The 25,197-nt window shown below is 70.9% G+C and carries 26 protein-coding genes; 14 read left to right on the top strand and 12 right to left on the bottom strand.

Features of this window, described 5'->3' with window-relative positions; genetic code table 11:
* Nucleotides 1–57: 57 nt before the first annotated feature.
* Nucleotides 58–936, bottom strand: coding sequence for an oxygen-dependent coproporphyrinogen oxidase (gene hemF, locus JTN19_RS07845; protein ID WP_408901860.1), 879 nt, complete (start codon nt 934–936; stop codon nt 58–60).
* Nucleotides 937–1,134: 198 nt separating this feature from the next.
* Between hemF and petA the strand changes: the two genes are divergently transcribed.
* From petA to JTN19_RS07830, 3 genes are all read left to right on the top strand, one after another.
* Nucleotides 1,135–1,710: a ubiquinol-cytochrome c reductase iron-sulfur subunit gene (gene petA / locus JTN19_RS07840; protein WP_206931363.1), complete on the top strand. Its 576-nt coding sequence runs from the start codon at nt 1,135–1,137 to the stop codon at nt 1,708–1,710.
* 65 nt (nt 1,711–1,775) lie between these two features.
* Nucleotides 1,776–3,062 (top strand): cytochrome b, encoded by a 1,287-nt coding sequence (locus JTN19_RS07835; protein WP_206931362.1) that lies wholly within the window; start codon nt 1,776–1,778, stop codon nt 3,060–3,062.
* A 4-nt stretch (nt 3,063–3,066) separates the two neighbouring features.
* A complete protein-coding gene (locus JTN19_RS07830; RefSeq protein WP_206931361.1) occupies nt 3,067–3,825 on the top strand; it encodes a cytochrome c1 in 759 nt (252 codons plus the stop codon).
* 20 nt (nt 3,826–3,845) lie between these two features.
* Here the strand turns inward: JTN19_RS07830 and JTN19_RS07825 are convergent, their stop codons facing one another.
* From JTN19_RS07825 to groES, 6 genes are all read right to left on the bottom strand, one after another.
* Nucleotides 3,846–5,003 (bottom strand): amidohydrolase family protein, encoded by a 1,158-nt coding sequence (locus JTN19_RS07825; RefSeq protein WP_340643291.1) that lies wholly within the window; start codon nt 5,001–5,003, stop codon nt 3,846–3,848.
* On the bottom strand, nt 5,000–5,935 hold the full coding sequence (locus JTN19_RS07820; RefSeq protein ID WP_206931359.1) for a threonine dehydratase: 936 nt from the start codon (nt 5,933–5,935) through the stop codon (nt 5,000–5,002). Before JTN19_RS07820 ends, JTN19_RS07825 begins: the two co-directional genes overlap by 4 nt.
* Nucleotides 5,936–6,034: 99 nt before the next feature.
* On the bottom strand, nt 6,035–6,238 hold the full coding sequence (locus JTN19_RS07815; RefSeq protein ID WP_206931358.1) for a cold-shock protein: 204 nt from the start codon (nt 6,236–6,238) through the stop codon (nt 6,035–6,037).
* A 283-nt stretch (nt 6,239–6,521) separates the two neighbouring features.
* Entirely contained in the window at nt 6,522–8,201 is a 1,680-nt protein-coding gene (locus JTN19_RS07810; protein WP_206931357.1) for a methyl-accepting chemotaxis protein, read from the bottom strand.
* A 202-nt stretch (nt 8,202–8,403) separates the two neighbouring features.
* Nucleotides 8,404–10,041, bottom strand: a complete 1,638-nt coding sequence (groL, locus tag JTN19_RS07805) for a chaperonin GroEL (protein ID WP_206931356.1) — start codon at nt 10,039–10,041, stop codon at nt 8,404–8,406.
* A 39-nt stretch (nt 10,042–10,080) separates the two neighbouring features.
* Nucleotides 10,081–10,395 (bottom strand): co-chaperone GroES, encoded by a 315-nt coding sequence (gene groES, locus JTN19_RS07800; RefSeq protein WP_206931355.1) that lies wholly within the window; start codon nt 10,393–10,395, stop codon nt 10,081–10,083.
* 369 nt (nt 10,396–10,764) lie between these two features.
* Here groES and JTN19_RS07795 point away from each other — a divergent pair, with 369 nt between their 5' ends.
* Nucleotides 10,765–11,037 (top strand): usg protein, encoded by a 273-nt coding sequence (locus tag JTN19_RS07795; protein WP_206931354.1) that lies wholly within the window; start codon nt 10,765–10,767, stop codon nt 11,035–11,037.
* A 61-nt stretch (nt 11,038–11,098) separates the two neighbouring features.
* On the opposite strand, the gene acdA is transcribed toward JTN19_RS07795, so the two are convergent.
* Genes acdA through JTN19_RS07780 form a run of 3 tightly spaced genes read right to left on the bottom strand, consistent with a single transcriptional unit; the run spans nt 11,099 to nt 13,606 of the window.
* On the bottom strand, nt 11,099–12,325 hold the full coding sequence (acdA, locus tag JTN19_RS07790) for a 3-sulfinopropanoyl-CoA desulfinase (RefSeq protein WP_206931353.1): 1,227 nt from the start codon (nt 12,323–12,325) through the stop codon (nt 11,099–11,101).
* 32 nt (nt 12,326–12,357) lie between these two features.
* Nucleotides 12,358–13,044, bottom strand: coding sequence for a DUF533 domain-containing protein (locus JTN19_RS07785; protein WP_206931352.1), 687 nt, complete (start codon nt 13,042–13,044; stop codon nt 12,358–12,360).
* A 1-nt stretch (nt 13,045) separates the two neighbouring features.
* Nucleotides 13,046–13,606, bottom strand: coding sequence for a NifU family protein (locus JTN19_RS07780; RefSeq protein ID WP_206931351.1), 561 nt, complete (start codon nt 13,604–13,606; stop codon nt 13,046–13,048).
* A gap of 196 nt (nt 13,607–13,802) precedes the next feature.
* Between JTN19_RS07780 and JTN19_RS07775 the strand changes: the two genes are divergently transcribed.
* Nucleotides 13,803–14,522: a hypothetical protein gene (locus JTN19_RS07775; RefSeq protein ID WP_206931350.1), complete on the top strand. Its 720-nt coding sequence runs from the start codon at nt 13,803–13,805 to the stop codon at nt 14,520–14,522.
* A gap of 58 nt (nt 14,523–14,580) precedes the next feature.
* Here JTN19_RS07775 and JTN19_RS07770 read toward each other — a convergent pair whose 3' ends face one another.
* The gene (locus tag JTN19_RS07770) at nt 14,581–15,243 is read right to left on the bottom strand and encodes a YggS family pyridoxal phosphate-dependent enzyme (RefSeq protein ID WP_206931349.1); all 663 of its coding nucleotides are present in this window, start codon (nt 15,241–15,243) and stop codon (nt 14,581–14,583) included.
* A 3-nt stretch (nt 15,244–15,246) separates the two neighbouring features.
* Here JTN19_RS07770 and JTN19_RS07765 point away from each other — a divergent pair, with 3 nt between their 5' ends.
* The 3 genes from JTN19_RS07765 to JTN19_RS07755 all read left to right on the top strand — a co-directional run bounded on the left by JTN19_RS07765 (nt 15,247) and on the right by JTN19_RS07755 (nt 17,970).
* Nucleotides 15,247–15,813 carry a thiamine phosphate synthase gene (locus JTN19_RS07765; RefSeq protein WP_206931348.1) on the top strand — a complete coding sequence of 189 codons (567 nt, stop codon included), beginning with the start codon at nt 15,247–15,249 and terminating at the stop codon, nt 15,811–15,813.
* A gap of 201 nt (nt 15,814–16,014) precedes the next feature.
* Complete coding sequence (locus JTN19_RS07760) at nt 16,015–17,241, top strand: porin (RefSeq protein ID WP_206931347.1); 1,227 nt, start codon at nt 16,015–16,017, stop codon at nt 17,239–17,241.
* 132 nt (nt 17,242–17,373) lie between these two features.
* Complete coding sequence (locus tag JTN19_RS07755; RefSeq protein WP_242530968.1) at nt 17,374–17,970, top strand: DUF3576 domain-containing protein; 597 nt, start codon at nt 17,374–17,376, stop codon at nt 17,968–17,970.
* 30 nt (nt 17,971–18,000) lie between these two features.
* Here JTN19_RS07755 and JTN19_RS07750 read toward each other — a convergent pair whose 3' ends face one another.
* Complete coding sequence (locus tag JTN19_RS07750; RefSeq protein ID WP_206931346.1) at nt 18,001–19,107, bottom strand: alpha/beta fold hydrolase; 1,107 nt, start codon at nt 19,105–19,107, stop codon at nt 18,001–18,003.
* A 79-nt stretch (nt 19,108–19,186) separates the two neighbouring features.
* Here JTN19_RS07750 and leuS point away from each other — a divergent pair, with 79 nt between their 5' ends.
* From leuS to JTN19_RS07720, 6 genes are all read left to right on the top strand, one after another.
* Nucleotides 19,187–21,754, top strand: coding sequence for a leucine--tRNA ligase (gene leuS, locus JTN19_RS07745; RefSeq protein ID WP_206931345.1), 2,568 nt, complete (start codon nt 19,187–19,189; stop codon nt 21,752–21,754).
* Between the two features lie 43 nt (nt 21,755–21,797).
* Nucleotides 21,798–22,298 (top strand): LPS assembly lipoprotein LptE, encoded by a 501-nt coding sequence (gene lptE / locus JTN19_RS07740; protein WP_206931344.1) that lies wholly within the window; start codon nt 21,798–21,800, stop codon nt 22,296–22,298.
* 3 nt (nt 22,299–22,301) lie between these two features.
* Nucleotides 22,302–23,306, top strand: coding sequence for a DNA polymerase III subunit delta (holA, locus tag JTN19_RS07735; RefSeq protein ID WP_206931343.1), 1,005 nt, complete (start codon nt 22,302–22,304; stop codon nt 23,304–23,306).
* 199 nt (nt 23,307–23,505) lie between these two features.
* Nucleotides 23,506–23,979, top strand: coding sequence for a 30S ribosomal protein S6 (gene rpsF / locus JTN19_RS07730; protein WP_206931342.1), 474 nt, complete (start codon nt 23,506–23,508; stop codon nt 23,977–23,979).
* 7 nt (nt 23,980–23,986) lie between these two features.
* Complete coding sequence (gene rpsR / locus JTN19_RS07725; protein ID WP_206931341.1) at nt 23,987–24,265, top strand: 30S ribosomal protein S18; 279 nt, start codon at nt 23,987–23,989, stop codon at nt 24,263–24,265.
* Between the two features lie 19 nt (nt 24,266–24,284).
* A complete protein-coding gene (locus JTN19_RS07720; protein WP_206931340.1) occupies nt 24,285–25,187 on the top strand; it encodes a hypothetical protein in 903 nt (300 codons plus the stop codon).
* Nucleotides 25,188–25,197 lie beyond the last annotated feature (10 nt).

Below are 25,197 nucleotides of genomic sequence, written 5' to 3'. Positions count from 1 at the left end.
CTAGATCACCACGCCGCCTCCGGCGAAAGGTTCACGACGCCGCCTCCGGCGAAAGATTTACCAGGCCGCCTCCGGCGGCAGGGACATCAGGATCGCCTCGACATTCCCGCCGGTCTTCAGGCCGAAGATGGTGCCGCGGTCGTGCAGCAGGTTGAACTCCACGTAGCGGCCGCGGCGCAGCAGCTGGTGCTGGCGCTCGGCCTCCGTCCAGCTCTCGTGCATGCGGCGGCGGACGATGGCGGGGTAGGATTCGAGGAAAGCGAGGCCGACATCCTTGGTGAAGGCGAAGTCGGCCTCGATGCCCTTGCCCGGCGTGCGGTCGCCCAGCCAGTCATAGAAGATGCCGCCCAGGCCGCGTGTCTCGCCCCGGTGCGGCAGGTAGAAGTACTCCTCGCACCATTGCTTGAAGCGCGGGTAGTAGGTCGGGTCGTGCCTGTCGCAGGCGCGCTGGTAGGCGGCGTGGAAGAAGGCCGCGTCCTCCAGGCTTTCGGCGCTTTCCTTGTCCATGGGCGTGATGTCGCCGCCGCCGCCGAACCAGGCCTTCGTCGTGCAGATGAAGCGCGTGTTCATGTGCGCCGTCGCCGCGCGGGGTGAGCGTGGGTGCGCCACCAGCGAAATGCCGGTGGCGAGGAAGCGCGGGTCTTCCTCGGCGCCCGGGATCTGCTTGCGGAATTCCGGGCTGAACTCGCCGAAGACGGTCGAGACGTTCACGCCCACCTTCTCGAAGACCCGCCCGCGCATCAGCCCCATGGTGCCGCCGCCGCCCTCGGCGCGCTGCCAGGGCGTGTAGGTGAAGCGGCCCGCGGGCAGGCCGGCATGCGGCCCTTCGGCCAGTTCCTCCTCGATCGCCTCGAACTCGGCACAGATGCGGTCACGCAAGGTTTCGAACCAGGCGCGGGCCGGTTCGGCGAAAGGGTGGGTCACGTGGCTGCTCATGGTCATGGTCTGTGAATGAATACCCTGCAAATCACGGCCTTGCCCATGGCTGATGAGGTGGACAGGGCAGGGTTGGGCGCCTATTAGCCCAACGCGAAGGTCGGGGTTGCGCGCCAAGGGTTGGCCGCCAAATCCCATGATGCAAGGCCCTGCCCGCCGATCCGGCCCCGGCGGGGCGCAGAGTTGAGATGGAGTGTCATGGCAGAGACTTCGGCACCCAGCGGTGCAGCGACCCATTCCCCCGCGGGGGCTCCGGCCGAGGCCGTCACCAAGCGTGACTTCCTGAAGCTGACCACGACGGCCTTCGCCGTGGTCGGCGTCGGTGCGCTCGCCTGGCCGTTCATTTCCTCCCTCGCCCCGGGCGGCGACGTGCTGGCGCTGGCCAGCACCGATGTGGACCTGGCGCCCATCGCGGAAGGCCAGGCCGTGACCGTGATGTGGCGCGGCAAGCCCGTCTTCGTGCGCCACCGCACCGCGGCCGAGATCGAGGCCGCGCGCGAGGTGCAGCTCTCCGCGCTCAAGGACCCCGCGACGGACGAGGCGCGCGTGCAGCAGGCGCCCTGGCTGGTGGTGGTGGGCATCTGCACCCATCTCGGCTGCGTGCCGCTCGGCCAGCGGCCGACCGACGCGCGCGGCGATTTCGGCGGCTGGTTCTGCCCCTGCCACGGCAGCCACTATGACACTTCGGGAAGGATTCGGCGCGGCCCCGCGCCGACCAACCTTGAAGTTCCCGGCTACACCTTCACCTCCGATTCCGCGATCCGCATCGGCTGACGGCCACCGGGCGGCGGGTATGGTCCCGTTCCGCCCGGTCCGTCCCCATCCAGAGGACGAGCAAGATGGCCATCGGCCTGCACGACAGTTCGTTCAAGAACCCCGTGGTGCGCTGGGTTGACCAGCGCCTGCCGGTGTTCACCATGATCCAGAAGGAGTACGGGACGTTCCCCACGCCCCGTAACTTCAACTACTTCTGGAACTTCGGTGCGCTGGCCATGATCAACCTGATGATCATGATCGCCACGGGCGTGTTCTTGGCGATGCACTACACCGCCCATGTGGACCATGCCTTCGAAAGCGTCGAGCGCATCATGCGCGACGTGAACTACGGCTGGCTGATCCGCTATGCCCACATGAACGGCGCCCACCTGTTCTTCGCGGTGGTGTTCATCCACATCTGGCGCGGCATGTACTACGGCTCCTACAAGGCGCCGCGGGAACTGCTCTGGATCCTGGGCGTGGTCATCTTCCTGCTGATGATGGCCACCGCCTTCATGGGCTACGTGCTGCCCTGGGGCCAGATGTCCTTCTGGGGGGCCACCGTGATCACCAACCTGTTCAGCGCCATCCCGCTGATCGGGCCGGAGATCGTGACCTACCTCTGGGGCGGCTTCAGCGTGGACAACCCGACGCTCAACCGCTTCTTCAGCCTGCATTTCCTGCTGCCCTTCGTGATCACGGGCGTGGTCTTCCTGCACGTGGCCGCGCTGCACATCACGGGTTCCAACAACCCGCTGGGCATCGAGCCCAAGGGCCCGCAGGACACGCTGCCCTTCCACCCGTACTACACGGCCAAGGACAGCGTCGGCATCGTGGTCTACCTGGCGGTCTTCGCCTTCCTGGTCTTCTTCATGCCGAACTACCTGGGCCATGCCGACAACTACATCCCGGCCAACCCGCTGGTGACGCCCGCGCATATCGTGCCGGAATGGTACTTCCTGCCCTTCTACGCGATCCTGCGCGCGGTGCCGGACAAGCTCGGCGGCGTGATCCTGATGTTCGGCGCCATCGCGGTGCTGTTCGTGCTGCCCTGGCTCGACACCTCCAAGGTGCGCTCCATGCGGTTCCGCCCGATCGCGCGCATCGCCTTCCTGCTCTGGACCGTGAACTTCATGGTGCTGACCTGGGTGGGCGCCAAGCCGGCGGAGGGGCACTACGTCCTCATCGCCCAGATCGGCACGATGATCTACTTCGCGTACTTCCTGGTGGTGCTGCCGGCGCTGGGTCGTCTGGAACGGCCCCTGCCGCTGCCCGAGAGCATCGCGCGCGCGGTGCTCGGCCCCAAGGCGCAGCTCGGCGGCGGCCCCGTTCCGGGCGGCGCGACCGCCCAGCCGATGGAGAAGGCCTGATCCCATGCGTATCGTGAAGGCTCTCGCCGTCGCCCTCTCGCTCTCGTTCGCCAGCCCCGTGCTGGCGGCCGAGGCGCCGCCGCCGCCCGACGCCCGCTTCGGCTTCGCCGGGCTGTTCGGCACCTTCGACCGCGGCGCGCTGCAGCGCGGCTTCCAGGTCTACAAGGAGGTCTGCTCCGCCTGCCACAGCATGCGGCTGCTCTCCTACCGCAACCTGATCGACATCGGCCTGACCGATGAGCAGGTGCGCGCCATCGCGGCCGAATACATGATCACGGACGGCCCGAACGAGGATGGCGAGATGTTCGAGCGGCCCGGCCGCCTCTCGGACCGCTTCCGCCGTCCCTTCCCCAACGAGCAGGCCGCGCGCGTCGCCAACAACGGCGCCTATCCGGTGGACCTTTCGGTCATCACCAAGGCGCGCGCCGGCGGGGCGAACTACATCCACGCCCTGCTGACCGGCTATGTGGACCCGCCGGCCGGCGTCGAGGTGATGCCTGGCATGAACTACAATGCGTGGTTCCCGGGCCACCAGATCGCGATGCCCAACGTGCTCAACCCGGGCCAGCTGGAATTCGCGGATGGCACGGAAGCCACCGTCGAGCAGATGTCGCGCGACGTGACCACCTTCCTCGCCTGGGCGGCCGAGCCCGAGATGGAGCGCCGGCGCCAGATGGGCGTGAAGGTGCTGATCTTCCTGGCGATCCTGGGCGGGCTGGTCTACGCCACCAAGCGCAAGGTCTGGGCTGACGTGAAGCACTGAGGCCGGTTGGGGGGCTGGTATCAGCCCTCCTCCAGCACCCCGTTTCGCGCCACGACGCGCCCGCCCGAGACCACCAGGGCGGGCGCTTTGCGTTGGACCACCGCCTCGGCCACCGTCGCGGCCTCGACCACCACCAGGTCGGCGCGGTCGCCCACCGCCAACCCGTATTCCGCGAAGCCGCAGCCGCACGCGGCCAGGGTGGTGACGGCGTCCAGCGCCCATTCCAGTTCCGCATCGCGCCGCAGCTCGTATTTCAGCCCGACCATGGCGGCACGGGCCAGCATGTCCGGGGCGTTGTAGGGGCTCCAGGTGTCGCGGATGTTGTCGTTGCCGGCGAAGAGGGTGACGCCCAGCTCCCGCGCCCGGCGCAGCGGCGGCACGGCGCGGGAAGGGGGTGCCGAGGTGCACAGCGCCACGCCCGCTTCGGCCAGCAGGGCCAGCAGCGCATCGGCCCGCGCCGCCGCCACATCGCCCAGCGCGAAGCCATGACTGATCACCACTCGCCCCGCCAGGCCCAGCGCCCGCGTGCGCTCCGCGATCAGCTCCATGCTGAAGGCGCCGAGTTCGCCCGCCTCGTGCAGGTGGATGTCCACGGGCTTGCCGTGCCGCTCCGCGAGGCGAAAGACGATGTCCAGGTGCCGCACCGGGTCGCGGTCAATGAGGGAGGGGTCGAGCCCCCCCACCGCGTCGCACCCCATCCGCAGCGCCTCGTCCAGCCACTCCTCCACCCCCGGCGTCCGCAGGATGCCCGATTGCGGGAAGGCGACGAGCTGGATGTCCATCACCCCGCGCATGGCCTCACGCAGCCCGAGCAGCGCCTCGACATGGGTGAGGCGGCTTTCCTCGTCCACATCCACATGGCTGCGCAGGCGGGTGGTGCCGGCGGCGAGATGCGCCTCGGCCAGGGCGCGGCCCTCGCGCGCCGCCTCCATGCCGATGGCGCGGCGGGTGCGCTTTTCGTTCTCGATGCGGTCGGTGAGCAGGGGGCCCACCTCGTTCACCCACCAGGGGCGGCCCCAGAGCGTCTTGTCCAGGTGGCAATGCCCCTCCACCAGGCCGGGCAGCAGCAGGGGGGCGGGGCCGGGGGCGGTGCTGGGGCTGAGCGCGGTGATGCGGCCGCCCTCCACATGCACGTCCACCGCGGGCCCGCCCAGCGGGCGAACATGGTTCAGGATCACAGCACCCACTCCCGGAACAGGTCGAGGTCTATGTTGCCGCCGCACAGGATGGTGGCGACCCGCTTGCCGGCCATCCGCCCGCGCTCCTGCAGCAGGGCGGCGAGGGGGGCCGCACCCGCGCCCTCGGCCAGGTTGTGGGTGTCGGTCCAATAGGCGCGGATGGCGTCGCGCACCTCGTCATCGGTGACGGTGACGATGCGCGCCGCGCCCCGCTGGATGATGGCGAAGGCGTCCGGGTCCGGGATGCGGGTCGCCATGCCGTCGGCATGGGTCACGGCGCGCGGGATCTCGACCACATGGCCGGCGGCGAGGCTGCGCGCATAGGCGTCGGCGCCCGTGCTCTGCACGCCGATGATCTCGGTGGAGAGGCCCAGCAGGTCGCGCGCCATGATGCAGCCGCAGATGCCCGAACCGAGCCCGATCGGGACATAGAGCGCGTCCAGCCCCGGCACGGCCCGCAGCAGTTCCAGCGCATAGGTGGCCACGCCCCGCACCAGTGGCGGCGCGAAGGAGGGCGCGAAGTCCAGCCCGTGTTCCGCCGCATGGGCGGCCGCGAAGGCGCGCGCCGCGTCGAAATCCTCGCCATGCTCGATCAGCGTGGCGCCCTGGGCGCGCATGGCCGCGTTCTTCTCCACGCTGTTGCCATGCGGCACCACGATGGTGACCGGAATGCCCGCCTTGGCCCCCGCATAGGCCAGCGACTGCCCGTGATTGCCCCGCGTGGCGGACACCACGCCGCGGGAGCGCAGCCCGTCGAAATACACGATGCCGCCACGCACCTTGAAGGCGCCGGTGGGGGTGTGGTTCTCGTGCTTCACCCAGACCTCGCAGCCGGCGCGGGCGGCCAGCAGCGGCCAGGCATATTGCGGGGTGGCGGGGAAGTGGCGCCGGATCAGCGCCTCGGCGGCTTCGAGTTCGGTCAGGGTGAACATGCCGCCAAGCCTGCGCTGGCTGGCGCCAAAACGCAAAAGGGGCGGCGGGATGCCCCGCCGCCCCTCGCTGCCATGGCCGGCCGAAGCCGACCGGGCTGTTCAGCCGACCTTCAGGTTGACGGCCGAAACCCGGCCGCGCTCCTCGACGGCGTCATAGCCGATGGACTGCCCGTCCTTCAGGCCCTGCAGGCCAGCGGCCTGCACAGCGGTGATGTGGACGAAAATGTCGGGGCCGCCGCCGGCCGGGGCGATAAAGCCGTAGCCCTTGGTGGCGTTGAACCATTTCACGGTGCCCTGGGCCATCGTGATTCTCCTGCGTAGCAATCCGGGAGAGGAGTATCCCATCCCGGGCGCATCAGGCTCACCGGACTTCACGTGGGGAACGTCCGGCGGCACTCCTGGGAGCATCGGTGGGCGGGCACGGCAAGGCGATTGGCAAGCACTGGAAGCGCCCGGGGATAGGCGCAGATATGCCGCGCCCTGTCAAAGGAAACCGGGCCCCAAGGCCCGGAATTCCGAAGTCTTGCCCCGCCGCGTTGATCCGCGGCGGGGTGTTGCAATCGAAGGGGGCAAGTGGCCCCGCCGGTCAGGCCGCGCGGATATCCGCCAGGAAGCGGTCCACCTGGCCGCGCATCCGCTCGGATTGCTGGGCGAGTTCGGACGAGGCGCCCTTCAGGTCCTTCGCCGCCTCGCCGGTGCGCTCCGCGCCCTCCTTCACATTGGCGGCGCTGCGCGAGGTTTCCTCCGCACCCTGCGCCGCCTCGGCCACGGCCCGGCCGATCTCGCGCGTGGCGGCCGCCTGCTCTTCCGACGCCGCGGCGACCTGGGCGGTGGTGGCGTTCAGCTCCTCCACCGTCTTGCCGATGGCGGCGATGGCCTCCACCGAGCGCTGCGTCTCGGTCTGCATGGCGGTGATCTGCGCCGCGATCTCCTCGGTCGCCTTGGCGGTCTGGGCGGCCAGGCTCTTCACCTCGCTCGCCACCACGGCGAAGCCCTTGCCGGCCTCGCCCGCGCGGGCGGCCTCGATCGTCGCGTTCAGCGCGAGAAGGTTGGTCTGGCCGGCGATGTCGCTGATCAGGCGCACCACATCGCCGATGCGGTTCGCCGCATCCGCCAGGCTGCGGACGGTGCCATCGGTCTGCCGCGCCGTCTCGGCCGCGCGGGTGGTGATGGAGGCGGTCTCCCGCACCTGGCGCGCCACCTCGGCGATGGAGCTGGACAGTTCCTCGGTCGAGGCCGCGACGGTCTGCACATTGCCGCTGGTCTGCTGCGAGGCGCTGGCCACGGTGGTGGCCTGGCGGCTGCCTTCCTCGGCCGTGGCGGTCATGCCGTTCGCGGTGGCCGAAAGTTCGGTGGCGGCGCTGCTGACGGCGCGGAGCACATCGGCGGCCTCGGCCTCGAACTCCTTCACCAGCGCGTCCACGCGGGCGGCGCGGGCGGCGCGGCGCTCGGCGGCCGCGGCCTGCTCGGCGGCCAGGCGGTCGGCCTCCTGCAAGCCGGCGCGGCAGGTGTCCACGGCGCGCGCCATGGCGCCCAGCTCATCCTTGTCGGCGGTCTCCTTCAGGGTGAAGGCGTAGTCGCGCTTGGCGAGCTTATCCATCGCGCCGGACAGGTTCACGAGGCGGCCGGTGATGCTGCGGGTGAGCATGACCGCGATGGCGATGCCGACCAGCAGCGCGATCAGGCCCAACACGATGATGAGGGTGTCGCCGAACCGGCCAACCGCCTCGACCTCGGCCCCGGCCCGCCGTGCCTCGCTCGAGTTCAGGCTTCGCAGTTCGTCCAGGAGGGAAGTGATGGTGTTGATGCCCGGTCCGCCTTCGCCCGCCAGGGCCCGCACCTGCTCGATGTTGCCCGCCGCGTGCGCCTGCATCAGGCGCTGGTTCAGCGCGAGATGGGCGCGCAGTGCGACCTCCAGCTCCCGGATGATGCGACGCTCCTCGGGGAGGACGATGAGTGGCCGGTACCGGTCGAGCGCGGCGTTCAGCCGTTCGGGCAGGGTCCGCATGGATTCCAGGACCACCGCGACGCGCGCCGGTTCCGTCACGACGCCCAGGGTCAATTCCCGTCGGCGCAGGGTCAGGGCCAGGTCGTTCAACTCGCCGGCCACATCCAAGGATGGCAGCCAGACCGTGGTCACCTGGCGGGAGGCCGCGTCCATGCGGTTGATGGCCAGCATCGCGCCGGCGGCCAGCAGCAGCAGCAGCGCCAAGAGACCGCCAATGCCCAGGCGCAGCTTGTTGGCGACGGAGAGGTTAGTCAGCATCACAGCGGATCCTTCAGCCCACGCGGTCATTCCGCGCGCCGCCAGCTAACCGCCGGATCGTGAAATCTTCCTTGCACATGGCCGCATATAGCGGGTGGGACGGCCTTAAAAATCCGACACCTCCGGAACGAAAAAAGGGCGGCCCCCTGCGGGACCGCCCCTCTTGCCGAGGGGGGCCGAAGCCCCCGCCCGATCCTGGACCTCAGAAGTCCATGTCGCCCATGCCGCCGCCGGGGCCGCCCGCGGGGGCCGCCTTCTTCTCCGGACGCTCGGCCACCATGGCTTCCGTGGTGATCAGCAGCGAGGCGACCGAGGCCGCATCCTGCAGCGCCGTGCGCACGACCTTGGTCGGGTCGATGATGCCGGCTTCCACCAGGTTCTTGTACTCGTCCTTCTGGGCGTCGTAGCCGAACTCCCAGGTGTCGGAACGGAGCACTTCACCCGCCACGACCGCGCCGTCCTTGCCGGCATTGGCCGCGATCTGCTTCGCCGGGGCCTGGATGGCCTTGCGGACGATCTCGATGCCGACCTGCTCGTCGTTGTTCAGGCCCTTGAGGTTGGCGAGGTTCTGGCTGGCGCGCAGCAGGGCCACGCCACCACCCGGAACGATGCCTTCCTGCACGGCGGCGCGCGTCGCGTGCAGCGCGTCGTCCACGCGGTCCTTGCGCTCCTTCACCTCGACCTCGGTGCTGCCACCGACGCGGATGACGGCCACGCCGCCGGCCAGCTTCGCCAGGCGCTCCTGCAGCTTCTCGCGGTCGTAGTCCGAGGTGGTCTCCTCGATCTGCGCCTTGATCTGCTCGCAGCGGCCCGTGATCTCGTCCTTCGAGCCGGCACCATCCACGATCGTGGTGTTCTCCTTCTCGATGCGGACGGTCTTGGCCTTGCCCAGCATGTTCAGCGTGACGGTCTCGAGCTTGATGCCGAGGTCCTCGCTGATCATCTGGCCACCGGTCAGGATCGCGATGTCCTCCAGCATCGCCTTGCGGCGGTCACCGAAGCCAGGCGCCTTCACGGCCGCGATCTTCAGGCCGCCACGCAGCTTGTTGACCACGAGCGTGGCCAGGGCCTCGCCCTCCACGTCCTCGGCGATGATGACGAGCGGACGGCCGCTCTGCACCACGGCTTCCAGCAGCGGCAGCATGGGCTGCAGCTGGCTGAGCTTCTTCTCGAAGATCAGGATGTAGGGGTTGTCCAGCTCCGCGATCATCTTCTCCGCATTCGTGATGAAGTACGGGGAGACATAGCCGCGGTCGAACTGCATGCCCTCGACGACGTCGAGCTCGGTCTGGATGGACTTGGCTTCCTCGACGGTGATGACACCCTCGTTGCCGACCTTCTCCATCGCCTGGGCGATCATCTCGCCGATCTCGGCCTCACCATTCGCGGAGAGCGTGCCCACCTGGGCCACCTCGGCGGAGGTCGTGATCTTCTTGGTCTTGGCTTCCAGCTCCGACACCACCTGCGTCACGGCCTTGTCGATGCCGCGCTTCAGGTCCATCGGGTTCATGCCGGCGGCCACGGCCTTGGCGCCCTCGCGGACGATGGCCTGGGCCAGCACGGTCGCGGTGGTGGTGCCGTCACCGGCCAGGTCGTTGGTCTTCGAGGCCACTTCGCGCACCATCTGGGCGCCCATGTTCTCGAACTTGTCGGCCAGCTCGATTTCCTTGGCGACCGTCACACCGTCCTTGGTGATGCGGGGCGCGCCGAAGGACTTGTCGATGACGACGTTGCGGCCCTTGGGGCCCAGCGTGACCTTGACCGCATCGGCCAGGATGTCCACGCCGCGGATCATCTTGTCGCGCGCGGAGGCGCCGAACTTCACGTCTTTCGCAGCCATGTGATTACCTCATGTTCTCGGATTGGATGGGAAGTGGCGTCAGGCCGCCTTCGCCGCGGGCGCAGAGCCCTCGACGATGCCCATCACGTCGGATTCCTTCATGATCAGCAGCTCTTCGCCGTCGATCTTGACCTCGGTGCCCGACCACTTGCCGAACAGGATGCGGTCACCGGCCTTCACGTCGAGCGGACGGACCTCGCCCTTCTCGTTGATGGTGCCGGCGCCCACGGCCAGGACTTCGCCTTCCTGCGGCTTCTCCTGGGCGGTGTCGGGGATGATGATGCCACCGGCGGTCTTCTCCTGGGCCGTGATGCGGCGGACGAGGACGCGGTCGTGCAAGGGGCGGAACTTCATGGCGGTTCTCTCTCCTGATGGTCTCAGGCATGTGGAACCTCCTCACTTCGGAGCCTGCATCCGGGACCGTGGCCCAGCGTTAGCAGTCTCCGGCGAGGAGTGCCAACGATCTAGAAGGCCCCGTGGCCCGCGTCAAGGGAGATGGCAGCACTCTCGGTGTGATAGTGCTAATGCCTTGTGTGCGCGAGATTTTTCTGGAAATCGCCGCGCGCGCCATGTCACGCTCCGGTCATGGACGGCCCCAAGCAGAGGGTCGGCCGGGAGTGAAAGCGCCGGCCTCGCGGGTCCGTTCGAACCCAGCGCCTGGTCCGCGAAGGCGGAATCGCCGGAGCGGTGAATCAGTCGCCCATCCTCGATGGAGGCCTGTGCATGCTCGACGCGTTGGTTCCCATGGTGAAGATCCCGGATTGGCGGGTCACCACCGCCGAGATCCTCTACCACATGCCCGACCACCCGCATGTGCTCCAGACCTTCATCTGGCAGAAGACCGACCGCGCGCCGGAATTCCCGGAGCTGACACGCTTCCTCGACTTCTGGCGGCGCGAGATCGAGGGGCCGCTGCATTCCGTGCGCGTGGCAAGTGCCGCCTTGATCGAGCCCGCGCAGCTGCGCTACAGCAACGGCGTCTTCACCATCCACTGACGCGCGGCGAGATACCGGCGCCAGTAAGATGGTAAGGTCGTAAGATGGTAAGGCGGCGGCCTCATTCGGCCGCCAGCTTCGCCCCCTCGGCCATGGCCAGCTTCAGCATCCCGTCCCGCGTCTGCGGCAGCTTGCGGCCCAGGATCTGCTCGGCCACCTGGTTCCGCAGGATCTGCGCCGTGCCGCCGGCGATGGGGAACATCCGCGCATCGCGCACCGCGCGTTCCATCGGGTTGTCGCGGGAATAGCCGGCCGCGCCCCAGACCTGGAGCGCCATGTTCGTGACCTCCACCGCGCTGTCCGCGGCCAGCACCTTGGCGCGCGCCGCCATCAGCCGGTCGGGGAAGCCATTGGGGCCGGCGCTCGCCGCCGCCTGCCAGATCAGGGCACGGCTGGCTTCCAGCTTGATGGACATGTCGGCCAGCATCCAGCCCAGGCCCTGGAATTCCGCGATGGGCCGGCCGAATTGCTGGCGCCGCTGCGCGAAGGCCAGCGCATGGTCATAGGCGCCGGCCGCGATGCCGAGTGCGGCTGTGGCCGCCCCCACGCGCTGGCCGTTATAGGCGTCCATCAGCTTGCCGAAGCCGCGCTTGAAGCCACCCGGCGCGCGCAGCACCATGGACTCGGGCACTTCGAGGTCGCGGAAATGCAGCTCTGCCTCCGGCATCCCGCAGAGGCCCATGGAGGGGATGCGCCGCGCGACCACCAGATTGGCTGGGTCGTTCTCCCCGTTGCGGACCACGAGGAAGCCGCCGATCCCCTGCTCCACGCCATCCTCGATGGCGCGCGCGAAGATCAAATGCAGCTTCGACACGCCCCCGCCCGTGATCCAGTGCTTCACCCCGTTGATGACCCAGCGGTCGCCGCGCTTCACCGCCGTGGTGGTCATCTCCGAGGCGGCGGACCCGGCCTCGGGCTCGGTGATGCAGATGGCGGGCTTGTCCCCGGCCAGGACCAGTTCGGCCGCGATCTTCTTCTGCGCCACGGTGCCATAGGCCATGATGGCGCCGATCGCGCCCATATTCGCCTCGACCGCGATGCGCCCGCAGACGGCGCAGGCCTTGGCGAATTCCTCCACCACCAGGACGGCATCGAGGTAGGAACCGCCACGCCCGCCCCATTCGCGCGGGATGGTCAGGCCCATGAAGCCGCCCTCGGTCATGCGGCGGACCATGGGCCAGGGGTAGTGGGTGCTGCGGTCGGTCTCGGCCGCCTGGGCGGTGGCTTCCTGCGCCATCTCGCGCGCCGTGGCGCGCAGCTTTTCCTGGTCGGCGTTCAGGCTGAACATGGCAGTTTCTCCCGCGCCGCGCGCGGGCGGCGTCACATGCTGCGCAGCCGCGCCTCGATCGCCTGGCGGGCCGTCGCGTCCAGTTTGAGGGCCGTGCCCAACTGGTCAAGCCAGGCGCGCTCCGGTTCCGTCATGTCGGCGGCCGCGAAGACCGCGGCGGCATAGACCTGGGCGGCCAGCATGGGGTCGCGCACGGCGCGGCCCAGTTCCTGCGGGGTGGCGGGCCGGTCGAAATCCGCCAGCAGCGCGTCGCGCTCCTGGTCGGTGAAGCCGCCGGCATTGAGCTGTTCCAGGATGGCCGCGCGCTCGTCGCGGTCCACCACGCCATCGGCCTTGGCGGCGGCGATCATGGCGCGGAGCATCAGCCTGGCCTCGGCGTTCTCGACGCGCGGCTCGTCCAGGGGTTCCGGCGCGCTGGCGGGGGCGGTCTGGGGCAGGCGGCGGGCAGGGGCGGCGGGGCGGGGGGCCTCGCCGGCCGGGGCGCGGGTCTTGGCCGTGCCCTTGGCCGGGGTGCGCGGCGCGGGGGCAGGCGATGGGGCAGGGGCCGCACCGCCCTTGCCCGCCATGGCGGCGGCCGCCGCGGCGGCCAGCGTGCCCAGCGCGCGGCCGATCTGCCGCGTCTGGGTCTGGTTCAGTCCGAAGGGGCCGGGGCGCGCGGCACGGCGGCGCGGCGGGGCGGCACCCCGCAACAGCGCCTGCAGCACGCGGCCGAAATTCATCTCAGGCCTCGACCTGTTCCACGGCCAGCACCTCGGGGATGTAGTGTCGCAGCATGTTCTCCACGCCGTGCTTGAGCGTGGCGCGCGAGGAGGGGCAGCCCGAGCACGCGCCCTGCATCTTCAACTTCACCACCCCGTCGCGGAAGCCACGGAAGACGATGTCGCCGCCATCGCCGGCCACGGCGGGGCGCACGCGCTGGTCCAGCAATTCCTTGATCTGCGCCACGGCCTCGGAATCGGCCGGGTCGAAATCCTCGTCCGCGTCCTCGCCCAGGCCTTCCAGCACGGGCAGGCCGGCCAGCATGTGCTCCATGACGGCGCCCAGGATCTGCGGGCGCAGCGCCTGCCATTCCGTCGCGTCGGTCTTGGTGATGGTGATGAAGTCCGCCCCCAAGAACACGCGGGCCACGCCGTCCAGCGCGAAGAGGCGCGCGGCGAGGGGGGAGCGCGAGGCATCCTCGCCCGCCACGAAATCGGCCGTGCCGGCGCTGCCCATGACGTCGCGGCCGGGCAGGAACTTCAGCGTGGCGGGGTTGGGGGTGCTTTCGGTCTCGATGAACATGATGTCCCTGGCGCTCTCTTTCTGATGGCACGGCATGGGCCTGGCGGCCGGCGCGCTGCTTTCCGGACGGATGTTGTCCTGTTTGCGCGCGGATGCAAGCACTCCCTGCATGCCCGGCGGGAATGGCCGCCCCCGGCGCGGGGCGGGCTGGCACGCCGGTTGCGTGGCGGGGCGCGGCAGACCGAAAGGCCCCCGCATGACGCAGCCCATCCCCGCGCGCGCCCCCATGAGCAGCCATGGCGCGCAGATCCTGCGCCCCGCCGAGCCGGGGGGGATGTTCCGCGCCCGGCTGGAGCCGCAGATCTTCCGCAACACCCCGGTGCAGATCCTTCGCACCACCCCGTCCTGGACCCCACCGGCACGGCCGCCCGTCCCGCCACCGGCGGCGCCGCAAACCCCTGCGCCACAAGTCACGACGCCGGCCGCTTCCCCGCCGGCACCGGCCGCGCCGGCTGTGGCGCCGGCCGCCGCGCCAACGCCCTCGGCCCCGGCCGCCGCCACGCCGCCGGCGGCCACCCGGCCCGCCGAAGCCCCCGCCGCCGCGCCGGCCTCCGCCGCCCCCGCCGATGGCGGCCCGCCGCTGGGCCCCGAGGAATACGCGCCCATCCCCGGCGAGATGACCTTCCGGCAATTCCTCCAGGGGCTGAACCCGCTGCACCATCTGCCGGGGGTGGGCACGATCTACCGGGCGGTGACGGGGGCGGAGATCCATCCCGTCATGCGCGTGCTGGGCGGCGCGGCCTTCGGGCCCATCGGCATGATCACGGCGGCGGTGGGCGCGGCCTTCGACGCCACCCGTCCCATGGAGCGGCTCAGCGCCACATGGGCGGGGCGGCCGGACCCGCACATGCCCGCGCCCGGCTCGGCCGCCGCCCGCGCCGCCGCGGCCTATGCCCGGTTCGGGGAGGCCGGCTAGCGCCTGATCCGCGGAGGCGGATGCCGGAGCGGTGAATCAGCCGCTCAAAAAAACCCAGTCAGCCCCGCGCCCCGAAGATCGCGCTGCCCACGCGGACATGGGTGGCGCCCTCGGCGATGGCCGCCTCGAAATCCCCGCTCATGCCCATGGAGAGGATGGGCAGGCCCTCCCGCGCGGCCAGGCCGGCCAGCCAGGCGAAATGCGGGCGCGGGTCGCCCTCGGCGGGCGGGATGCACATCAGGCCGCGCACGGGCAGGTCCCATTCCTCGCGGCAGGCGCGCAGGAAGTCATGCGCCTCGGCGCGGGGGATGCCGGCCTTCTGCGCCTCCTCGCCCACATTCACCTGGACCAGCAGGTCGGGGCGGCGGCCTTCCTTCGCCATCGCGTCGCGGAGCGCCACGGCCAGCTTCGGGCGGTCCAGGCTCTCGATCACGTCGGCGATCCGCACCGCGTCCCGCGCCTTGTTGGTCTGCAGCGCGCCGATGATGTGCAGGCGCAGCCCGGGATGCGCGGCGCGCAGGGCGGGGAACTTTTCCGCCGCCTCCTGCACCCGATTCTCTCCGAAAATAAGCTGGCCCGCCGCCAGCGCCTCCATCACCGCCTCGGCCGGGTGGGTCTTGGAGACGGCCACCAGCGACACCGCATCGGGGCCACGCCCCGCGGCGATGCTGGCTTCGGCGATTCGGGCCCTGACCTGGGCGAGGCTCTCTGCGATGCTCATGGCATGACCTTTATAAGGCACGCGCCGCGCCGGGGGCAGCCGCCCGCCCGGCTGCTTCTGTCCGACCCCGCGCGCCTGCCGGACCCGCGGGCCGCGGCCGCGCGCCTGCCGCCGGGTTCGGGCGTGCTGGCGCGGGATGTGGCGCCCGCCCTGCTGCCCGCGCTGGCGCGGCTGTGCCGGGCGCGGGGGCTGGTGCTGCTGGTCTCGGGCGAGGGCCGGGTGGCGCTGCGGCTGCGCGCCGGGCTGCACCTGCCCGACCGCCGGCCCGCCCGGCACCTGTTGCCCTTCCTGGCCGCGCGGCGCGCGGGCGCGCCCTGGGCCGCGCTGTCGGTCGCCGCGCATGGGCGGGCGGGGCTGGCGCGGGGGCGGCGGCTGGGCGCGGATTTCGTGGTGCTCTCGCCGGTCTTCCCGACGCGCAGCCATCCGGGCGCGCCGGTGCTGGGGGTGTGGCGCTTCGCCGCCCTGGCCGCGCGGGCCGGGCGGCCGGTGCTGGCGCTGGGCGGCATGACGCGGTGCAACGCGCGGCGCGTGCCCTCGGCCGGCTTCGCGGCCATTGACGGGCTTGGCTGAAGGTCGTGTGTGTTGTTCGCGCAACAGTGTCTCGCGGAAGTCGCGCCGGGTGCATTCAATAGGTTGCCCAGGGGTAACGGGCTGAACCATAGTCCGCCCGCAGGTGAGGCCGGATCCAAGCGCATGATCTCCGTGGGGGGGCGGCGGGCGGCGGACGAACCAGTGAACCGCCGGGGTAACCCGGCACCAAGGAGGGATAATATGCGCAAGCTTCTGCTTGGCACGACCGCAGTGGTCGGCGCCGCGCTGCTGAGCACGGGTGCGTCGGCTCAGGAAGCCCCGACCGTGCGTATCGGCGGCTACATGGACTTCTCGTGGACGTATCTGAGCGACAGCGCGGATCGTGGCACGCAGACCTCGCCCGGCGTTACTCGTCGTCCGAGCGGCAACGACTTCCGCTCCGACATGGAAGTGCACGTGCTGGTCAGCGGCAAGACCGCCGGCGGCATCACCTATGGTGCGCGCATCGAGTTCCAGAACGACAACATCCCGGCCTCGGGCCAGACGGCCGTCGACACCGACGAGACCTGGCTGTTCGTCAGCTCGCCCACGCTCGGCACGGTCCGCCTCGGTGACACCGACAGCGCCGCCAGCGTGATGCAGGTTCGTCCGCCGCGCTACCCCGCGTTCTACCGTCCGTCGTGGTACATCGCCCGTCCGGGCGGTCTGCCCTACATCAACTCGGGCGTGAACGACGGCAGCGACATCACGAAGATCACCTATCTGTCGCCGCAGTTCGCCGGCTTCGACTTCGGCGTGTCCTACGCGGTGAACGGTGGCGAAGGCCCCCGCATCAACAACGCCACGAACAATGGCGCGATGCAGCGTGACCTGAACGGCAGCCGCTACAACGAGATCACGGCGGCCCTGCGCTACCGTGGCAACTTCTCGGGCGTGGGTGTGGCCGCCGGCTTCGTGATGAGCCATGCCCAGGCCCCGCGTGACCGTGCCGCGAATGCTCGCAGCACCATCACTGCCTACTCTGCCGGTGGTACCGCCAGCTTCCAGGGCTTCACCTTCGGTGGTGAGTACACCTTCGGCAACTACCGTGGTGCGTCCCCTGGCATCGCCGGTACCGCCCGTGGCGCGGACATGAGCTGGCACTACCTGCTGGGTGCGTCCTACACCTTCAACCCAGTGACGATCACGGCCAACTTCGGCCAGTCGTTCCAGGACCGTCGCCTGCCGGGCGTGACCCTGGCGCGTGACCTCCGCCACACGCATGTGGGCGTGGGCGCGAGCTACACGATCGCCCCGGGCCTGCTGGGCTACATCAGCTACGAGTACCAGCGCTACCGCGGCTGGCCCGGCACGACCACCGGCAGCGTCTTCGGGTCGACTGCCCCTGCTCCGTTGGTGGGTGGCGTTCGTCAGAACGGCAACCGGACCATGCAGGCGATCACGATCGGCACCACCCTCTCGTTCTGATCCTTCGGGAACGAACGGGCCGGATGGTCCAAGGGATGGGGCGGCGGGGAAACCCGCCGCCCTTTCTCTTTTGCGGGTTTCCCGCAGGCCCCCATGGACGGCGGCCGCGGCCCTGCCCTACAACCCCGCGTGATGACCACCACGAGGACCCGCGCCATGACGCCGCAGCCCCAGACCCCGCGCGCCCCGAGCCCGGCCGGCGGGCGCCTCCTCGCCGCCTTCGCCGGGCTGGCCATGCTGGCGGCCTGCGCGCCGGGCAGCCTCCGCACCCCGGGCGACGACGAATACAATCCCTCCAGCCGCCGCGAGGAGGCGCTGCGCCTTTCCGGCTCGGCCTCCGAGGGCATCCTGATCTTCGGGACCGACCGCACGCGCCGCGCCGGCGCGGATGCCGGCGCGGGGCCGGGCCTGGGCGTGAACGCCTTCCTCTGGCGCGCCACGCTGGACACGCTCTCCTTCATGCCGCTGGTCAGCGCCGACCCCTTCGGCGGCGTCATCATCACCGACTGGTATTCGCCCCCGCAGGCGAGCGGCGAGCGCTTCAAGGCCACCGCCTATGTGCTGGGCCGTCAGCTCCGTTCCGACGGGGTGCGGGTGCAGGTGTTCCGCCAGGTCCAGCAGGGCGGGCAGTGGGTGGACGTGCCCACCGCCTCCAGCACCAACACCGAGATGGAAGACCGCGTGCTGGCCCGCGCGCGTGAGCTTCGGGTGATGTCGGCGGGGCGCTGAGCCCAGCCTCACGGAGCGATCCGGCGCGGGCTAACCCCCGCCGCAGCTTCTCCGCCGCAGCCCGCGCGGCGTGGCGGGGTCGGGCGCGCGCAGCAGCGTCAGCACGCAGGCGCCGTAATCCCGGGTGAAGCGCCAGTCGCGCGCGCCGGAATGGCCGCGCGCCGGGCCGTTGGGCCAGAGCGCCAGGGTGGGCGCCGCCCGCCGCGCCGCCAGCCCCGCCACCGCCTGGGCCCGTGCTGCGGGGTCGGGGTCGAACTCATCGCCCTCGAAGGTGATGACCAGCAGCCGCGCGGGTGACGCGGCGACGCCCGCCAGCAGCCGTTCGAAATCCGCCAGGGCATCGGCGCGGGTCTCGTTCTCCTCCACCTCGCCATGCGCGGCGGGGGCGGCGGCGATCACGGCGTCCACCAGCTCCGGCCGTTCGGCCGCGGCCATCAGCGCCTGCCAGGCCCCGCGCGACTCGCCGCCCAGCACCACCTGGCGGTAGCCCTGGGCGCGCAGCGCGGGCAGGCCGCGCACCAGGCGCGGCTGGGAGATGAACAGCGCGTCATCGCCCGGGTGGCGGTCGAAGCGCAGGATGTCGAAGCCGGCCTCGTTCAGCGCGGTGACGAAGCCGGGCAGGGGCTTGCCGCGGAAATCCTCGTCCGGGCCGCCATAGCCATGGCCCCAGACCAGCACGCCCGCGGCCTCGGCCGGGCCGCGATGGCGGTGGAAGGGGCTGCGCTGGAAGGGGCCCACGCCGCCGCGCTCCACGCGGATGGTGCCGCCATCGCGCAGCGCGCCGTCCGTGGCGAGCAGCTGGCAGGATTGGTCCGGGGGCGCGCGCATCTGGCGCAGGCGGCGGGCGCAGGAATCCAGCGCCTCCGCCTCGGCCTCCGACGGCGTGGCATGGCCCGAGGACATGGCCCAGACCGCCCGCCCATCCGCCCCCTGCGCAAAGGCGAAGGCCGCATGCGGCACGGCGCCGCGGTAATGCTGGGTGAAGCCGATGGCGAGGCTGGCCGTGGGCAGCCCGCCCCGCAGGATGCTGCCCGCCGAGAAGACGCGCTGGTGCGCCGCCTCCTCATCCGCCCAGGAGGGCGCGCTGGCAGGCAGGGCCAGCAGCAAACCGAACAGGAGCGGGAGGACGGCGCGCACGGATGACAGGTTGGGCAAACCCGCGGCCGATGCAAGCGCCACAATTCCCGCGCCGCACGTTCTGCTTTATGGAGGGACCATGCCTGATACGCCCGCCCCCGCCAGCCTCGATGCCCGCTATGATTTCCGCGCCGCCGAACCGCGCTGGCAGCGGGAATGGGACGCGGCGGGCTGTTTCCGCGTGCCCGACGTGCCGCCCGCCGATGCCCGCAAATACTACGTGCTGGAGATGTTCCCCTACCCCTCGGGCAAGATCCACATGGGGCATGTGCGGAACTACACGCTGGGCGATGTGGTGGCGCGCTACAAGCGGGCGCGCGGCCACCTGGTGATGCACCCGATGGGCTGGGACGCCTTCGGCCTGCCCGCCGAGAACGCCGCGCGCGAACGCGGCACCCATCCGGCGAAATGGACCTACGCCAACATCGCCAACATGCGCGCCGAGCTGAAGCGCATGGGGCTTTCGCTGGAATGGGAGCGGGAGTTCGCCACCTGCGACCCCGAATATTACGGCCAGCAGCAGAAGCTCTTCCTGGATTTCCTGCGCGCCGGCCTGGTCGAACGCAAGGAGAGCTGGGTCAACTGGGACCCGGTGGACAACACCGTGCTGGCCAATGAGCAGGTGATTGACGGGCGCGGCTGGCGCTCGGGCGCCGTGGTCGAGAAGAAGCTGCTGAGCCAGTGGTTCCTCTCCATCACGAAGTTCGCGCCGGACCTGCTGGAGGCGCTGAACACGCTGGACCGCTGGCCCGAGCGCGTGAAGCTGATGCAGGCCAACTGGATCGGCCGCAGCGAGGGCGCGCGGCTGAAGTTCAAGCTGGCTGAGGCGGCGGATGGGGTGGCGGACATCGAGGTGTTCACCACCCGTCCGGACACGCTGTTCGGCATGTCCTTCCTGGCCGTCGCCGCCGAGCACCCGCTGGCCGCCGCGGCCGCGGCCCGCAACCCGGACGCCGCTGCCTTCATCGCCGAATGCCGCGCCATGGGCACCAGCGAGGCCGTGATCGAACAGGCCGAGAAGCGCGGCTTCGACACGGGCTTCCGCGTGGTGCATCCCTTCACCGGCGAGACGCACCCCGTCTGGATCGCCAATTTCGTGCTGATGGAATACGGCACCGGCGCGCTGTTCGGCTGCCCGGGCCATGACCAGCGCGACCATGACTTCGCGTCCAAATACGGCCTGCCCATCATCCCCGTGGTGAAGCCGCGCGACGCCGGCGCGGATTTCTCGGTGGCCAAGGCGCCCTTCACCGAGGATGGCGTGCTGGTGAACAGCCGCTTCCTCGACGGGCTGGACGTGCCCGCGGCCAAGCGCCGCGTGATCGAGGAACTGGAACGCCTCCAGCAGGGGCAGGGCGTGGTGAACTGGCGCCTGCGCGACTGGGGCGTCTCGCGCCAGCGCTACTGGGGCTGCCCCATCCCCGTCATCCACTGCGACGACTGCGGCGTGGTGCCCGTGCCGGCCGACCAGCTGCCCGTGGTGCTGCCGGAGGATGTGGACTTCTCCAGGCCCGGCAACCCGCTGGACCACCACCCGACGTGGAAGCACGTCAACTGCCCGTCCTGCGGCAAGCCGGCCCGGCGCGAGACGGACACCTTCGACACCTTCGTGGATTCCTCCTGGTATTTCGCGCGCTTCTGCTCGCCCCGCGCCGGCGTGCCGGTGACGCCGGAGGCCGTCAATGCCTGGCTGCCGGTGGACCAGTATATCGGCGGCATCGAGCACGCGATCCTGCACCTGCTCTATTCCCGCTTCTTCACCCGCGCCATGCGCGCCGCCGGCCATGTCACGCTGGACGAACCCTTCGCGGGCCTCTTCACGCAGGGCATGGTCCAGCACGAGAGCTACAAGGGCGCCGATGGCCGCTGGCTCTACCCCGAGGAGGTGGAGAAGCGCCCCGACGGCACGGCCATCGTGAAGGGCACGAATGAGCCCGTGACGGTCGGCCGCATCGAGAGCATGTCCAAGTCCAAGCGCAACACGGTGGACCCCGGCGCCATCATTGACCGCTTCGGCGCCGACACCGCGCGCTGGTTCATCCTGAGCGACAACCCGCCCGAGCGCGACATGGAGTGGTCCGAGGCCGGGGTCGCGGGCGCCAGCCGCTTCATCCACCGCGTCTGGCGCCTGGCGCAGAACCTGGAGGGCGGGGCGGACGAGGCGGCAGACAAGAAGCTGCGCCAGACGACGCACCGCACCATCGCCGCCGTGACCGAGGCGCTGGAGGGCTTCGCCTTCAACGTGGCCGTCGCCCGCATCCATGAGCTGGCCAATGCCATCGCGGAGGCCGCCACGGCCCCCCGCGCGGCCCGCGCCGAGGCGCTGGAGGCGCTGGTCCGCCTCGCCTCGCCCATGATGCCGCATCTGGCGGAGGAACTCTGGTCCACGCTGCGCCCCGATGCCGGGCTGGTGGCGAAGCTGCCCTGGCTGGAACCGGACCCCGCGCTGCTCGCCGCCGACACGCTGACGCTGGCGGTCCAGGTGCTGGGCAAGCTCCGCGCGACCATCGAGGTGCCGGTGGACGCGACCGACGAACAGGTCTTCGCATTGGCGGAGGCCGAACCCAACGTGATCCGCGCGCTGGAGGGCAAGCCCATCCGCAAGCGGATCCATGTGAAGGGGCGGGTGGTGAACCTTGTGGCATAGGCGAAACCTCCTGGCGCAAGGGGTCATCCTTGGCGGCGCCACCTTGCTCGCCGGCTGCGGCTTCCGGCCGCTCTACGGCCCCGATGGCGCGCGCAGCGGCGGCGATGATTTCCGCGGTGAACCGCGCCTCGTGCAGGAAATGGCCGCGGTGCGCGTGGCCAATATCCCCGAGCGCGGCGGCCAGCTGCTGCGGCGCATGCTGGAGCGGCGATTCGAATCCCTCGGCCCCGGCACCGCCGCGCGCTACGAATTGCAGGCGAGCTTCGGCGTGACGACCGAGGCGCTGGGCTTCCAGCGCGACGGCAACACCACCCGCGCGCGAGTCATCGGCAGCGCGCCCTGGACGCTGACCGATGGCGGCACCCCGCCCACGGTGCTGGGCCGCGGCCTCGCCCGCACGATTGATGCCTACAACATTCCCACGATGCAATTCTTCGCCGCCGACATCTCGCGCGAGGACACCGAGCGCCGGATGGTGGAGGAACTGGGCGACCGCATCGTGCTGGGCGTCGCCGCCGCGCTGCGCCGGCGCCTGCAGGCCTGAGGCTTGGCGGCCAAGCTCGACGCGCGGAAGCTGCCGGGATTCCTGGCGGCGCCGCCGGCCGATTGCCGCGTCGTGCTGCTGGTGGGCGATGATGCGGGGCTGATCAGCGAGCGCGCCGCCAACCTCATCGCCGCCGCCTCGGGCGGCGATGCGCTCTGCGTCACCGAGGCGGGGCGGGAGGCGCTGAAGGATGTGGCCTTCCTGGCGAACACCGCCGCCTCCACGCCCCTGATGGGCGGGTGCCCCGCCATCCGCGTGCGCGATGCCAAGGATGGTTGGGCCGAGGCCGCGCGGCTTGCGCTGGCCGGCCCCGGTCCCGGCCTGGTGGTGATGGAGGGGCTGGGCCTGCCCGGGCGTTCCAAGCTGCGCGCGCTGGTGGCGGGCGATGCGCGCGGCCAGGTCATCGAATGCTACGCCGAGCGGGGGCGGGACCTCGCGGCCTCCATCGCGCGCATCCTGGGAGAGCTGGAGGCGCGGGCCGAACCCGCCGCGCTGGACTGGCTGGCCGAGCGGGGCGGCGAGGACCGCCTGGCGCTCCGCCGCAACCTGGAGGTGCTGGCCCTGCACGCCATGCCGGGCGAGCCCATCACGCTGGAAGACGCGATGGCGGTGCTGGGCGAGGGCAGCGCGCTGGACCTCGACGAGGCGCTGCTGGCCGCCACCGAGGGCAATGTGGCCGCCGCCGACCGCGCCATCGCGAACGCCTTCGCCGAGGGCGCCAACCCGGTGCAGGTGCTGCGCGCCGCCCTGCGCCATGTGCAGCGGCTGCACCTGGCGGCGCTGGCGGTGCAGGGGGGTGCCGCGCCGGACGAGGCGCTGGGCGCGCTGCGCCCGCCCGTCTTCTGGCGGCACAAGCCCGCGCTGGAACGCGCCCTGCGCCGCTGGCCCGCCGCGCGGCTGGAGGCGCTGGGCGCCGCCCTGCTGCGCGCCGAGCGCCAGTCCAAGACCACGGGCCTGCCCGACGAGGTGATCGCGCGGCAGGTCGTGCTGGGGATGGCGCGGCGGTAGCTTCGCCGGGCGGCTGATTCACGTCTTAGGTGTTCCACCGAAGCCGATCAGACGCCATTCCCCGATTCCCCCTTGATCCCCCGGCCGGGCTGTGGTTCATGCGGCCCACCCTGCCGCCGGCGTTGGCACGCCCGCGGCTATGCCCGTTTGCGCGCCCCGATCCCCGGGGCTCAGGGCTGAGCATCCAGAGGGAGATCCCATGCCACTCTACGAATGCGTGTTCATCGCGCGCAACGACATCACCCAGCAGCAGGTCGAGGCGATCGCCGACCAGATGGCCGAAGTGCTCACCGAGCAGGGCGGCGAGGTGAAGAAGCGCGAATACTGGGGCCTGCGCGGCCTCGCCTATCGCATCAAGAAGAACCGCAAGGGCCACTACATGCTGCTGGGCCTCGACTGCCCGGCGCCGGCCATGCAGGAGATCGAGCGCCAGCTCGGCCTGAACGAGGATGTGCTGCGCGAGATGACCATCCGCGTCGAAGCCATCTCGGAGGAGCCCTCGGCCGTGCTGGCCAAGCGCGCCGATGACCGTGACCGTGAGCGCGGCTTCCGCGGGCCCAAGCCCGCCGGCCGCTTCACCTCCGGCCGCGGCCGCACCGGCGGCGACGACCGCGAGGAATTCCGGGCCCGTCCGCGCGACGAGATGGACCCCTCCATGAACGACGAGATGTGAGGACGCCATGAGCGAGACCGCCGAACCGAACATCGCCGCCCGCCGCCCCGCCGTGGGCGCCCGCCGGCCCTTCTATCGCCGCAAGAAGTCCTGCCCCTTCTCCGGCGCCAACGCGCCGAAGATCGACTACAAGGACGTGCGCCTCCTCTCCCGCTTCCTGAGCGAGCGCGGGAAGATCGTGCCCAGCCGCATCACGGCGGTCAGCGGCAAGAAGCAGCGTGAGCTAGCCCAGGCCATCAAGCGCGCCCGCTTCCTGGCCCTGCTGCCCTACGTCATCAACGACTGACGCGGGAAAGGCCGGCGGCGTGAGCGGCTCCTCGGGACAGGGCGGCATGTTCAGCCAGCCATGGGCGCTGGCCGCGGGTGCGGCCGGGCTGCTCTCGGCGCTGTTCGCCCTGTTGGCGATGCGCGGCATGCCGTTCGGCGGGCTGCTGATGTGGGTGGCGCCGCTGCCCATCCTGGCCGCGGGGGCCGCCTTCGGCGGCCGCGTGGCCGGCGCGGCGGTGGGGCTGGCGGCGGCCGCGGTGCTGCTGGGCAGTTCGCTGCTGGGCGTCGCCATGTACCTGGTGATGTTCGGCCTTCCGGCCGCGCTCATCGCCATCACGGCGCTGCCGCCCGGCACGGGCAGGATGGTCCTCACCACGCCGCTGGCGCTGCTGGGCCTCTGGCCCACGGCGGTGCTGCTGCTGGTGGCCGTCTTCGTCACCGACCTCGAGGGCGCCATGCGCGGCGCGGTCGAGATGGGCGTGGCCCGCATGGGCGTGGACATGCCCGAGGCGATGATGGACCAGGTGGCGCGGGTGAAGGCGGCCGCGGCGGGGCTCTGGCTCGCGCTGCTGCTGCTGGGCAACGGGCTGCTGGCGCAGCGCTTCGTCGAGCGGCGGGGGCTGGCGCTGGCCTCCCTGCCGCCCGTGGACGACCTGCGCCTGCCCGACTGGTACGCGCCCCTGCCGCTGGTGGCCCTGGTGCTCTGGGCCGTCTCGGGCGGGGTGCTGGCCTTGTCCGCCCTGCTGCTGCTTCTGCTGCCCTTCTTCCTGCTGGGAGTGGTGGGCGTGCACCGGCGGCTGCGGAACCGCCCCGGGCGCGGCGCCTTCCTGGCCGGCTTCTACCTGCTGATGCTGCTCTTCCTGCAGCTCATGGCCCCGCTGATGGTCGGCGTGGGCCTCTTTGACCAATTCCGGCGGCGCCCGGCGCCGCCCAACCCGTGATGTGAGGCGT

The sequence above is a fragment of the Roseococcus thiosulfatophilus genome (assembly GCF_017311575.1).
Lineage (GTDB): Bacteria > Pseudomonadota > Alphaproteobacteria > Acetobacterales > Acetobacteraceae > Roseococcus > Roseococcus thiosulfatophilus.
The sequence above is the reverse complement of the archived record's forward strand: the minus strand, read 5'-3'. Positions and strand labels throughout refer to the sequence as shown.

Coding starts and splice junctions, on each gene's coding strand:
- rpsF (WP_206931342.1), top strand. CDS start 23,506: ATGCCACTCTACGAATGCGTGTTCATCGCGCGCAACGACATCACCCAG.
- JTN19_RS07835 (WP_206931362.1), top strand. CDS start 1,776: ATGGCCATCGGCCTGCACGACAGTTCGTTCAAGAACCCCGTGGTGCGC.
- JTN19_RS07770 (WP_206931349.1), bottom strand. CDS start 15,243: ATGAGCATCGCAGAGAGCCTCGCCCAGGTCAGGGCCCGAATCGCCGAA.
- JTN19_RS07780 (WP_206931351.1), bottom strand. CDS start 13,606: ATGTTCATCGAGACCGAAAGCACCCCCAACCCCGCCACGCTGAAGTTC.
- hemF (WP_408901860.1), bottom strand. CDS start 936: ATGAGCAGCCACGTGACCCACCCTTTCGCCGAACCGGCCCGCGCCTGG.
- JTN19_RS07785 (WP_206931352.1), bottom strand. CDS start 13,044: ATGAATTTCGGCCGCGTGCTGCAGGCGCTGTTGCGGGGTGCCGCCCCG.
- JTN19_RS07755 (WP_242530968.1), top strand. CDS start 17,374: ATGACCACCACGAGGACCCGCGCCATGACGCCGCAGCCCCAGACCCCG.
- JTN19_RS07810 (WP_206931357.1), bottom strand. CDS start 8,201: ATGCTGACTAACCTCTCCGTCGCCAACAAGCTGCGCCTGGGCATTGGC.
- groL (WP_206931356.1), bottom strand. CDS start 10,041: ATGGCTGCGAAAGACGTGAAGTTCGGCGCCTCCGCGCGCGACAAGATG.
- JTN19_RS07775 (WP_206931350.1), top strand. CDS start 13,803: ATGACGCAGCCCATCCCCGCGCGCGCCCCCATGAGCAGCCATGGCGCG.
- JTN19_RS07815 (WP_206931358.1), bottom strand. CDS start 6,238: ATGGCCCAGGGCACCGTGAAATGGTTCAACGCCACCAAGGGCTACGGC.
- acdA (WP_206931353.1), bottom strand. CDS start 12,325: ATGTTCAGCCTGAACGCCGACCAGGAAAAGCTGCGCGCCACGGCGCGC.
- groES (WP_206931355.1), bottom strand. CDS start 10,395: ATGAAGTTCCGCCCCTTGCACGACCGCGTCCTCGTCCGCCGCATCACG.
- JTN19_RS07765 (WP_206931348.1), top strand. CDS start 15,247: ATGACCTTTATAAGGCACGCGCCGCGCCGGGGGCAGCCGCCCGCCCGG.
- JTN19_RS07820 (WP_206931359.1), bottom strand. CDS start 5,935: ATGTTCACCCTGACCGAACTCGAAGCCGCCGAGGCGCTGATCCGGCGC.
- leuS (WP_206931345.1), top strand. CDS start 19,187: ATGCCTGATACGCCCGCCCCCGCCAGCCTCGATGCCCGCTATGATTTC.
- petA (WP_206931363.1), top strand. CDS start 1,135: ATGGCAGAGACTTCGGCACCCAGCGGTGCAGCGACCCATTCCCCCGCG.
- JTN19_RS07795 (WP_206931354.1), top strand. CDS start 10,765: ATGCTCGACGCGTTGGTTCCCATGGTGAAGATCCCGGATTGGCGGGTC.
- rpsR (WP_206931341.1), top strand. CDS start 23,987: ATGAGCGAGACCGCCGAACCGAACATCGCCGCCCGCCGCCCCGCCGTG.
- JTN19_RS07760 (WP_206931347.1), top strand. CDS start 16,015: ATGCGCAAGCTTCTGCTTGGCACGACCGCAGTGGTCGGCGCCGCGCTG.
- JTN19_RS07830 (WP_206931361.1), top strand. CDS start 3,067: ATGCGTATCGTGAAGGCTCTCGCCGTCGCCCTCTCGCTCTCGTTCGCC.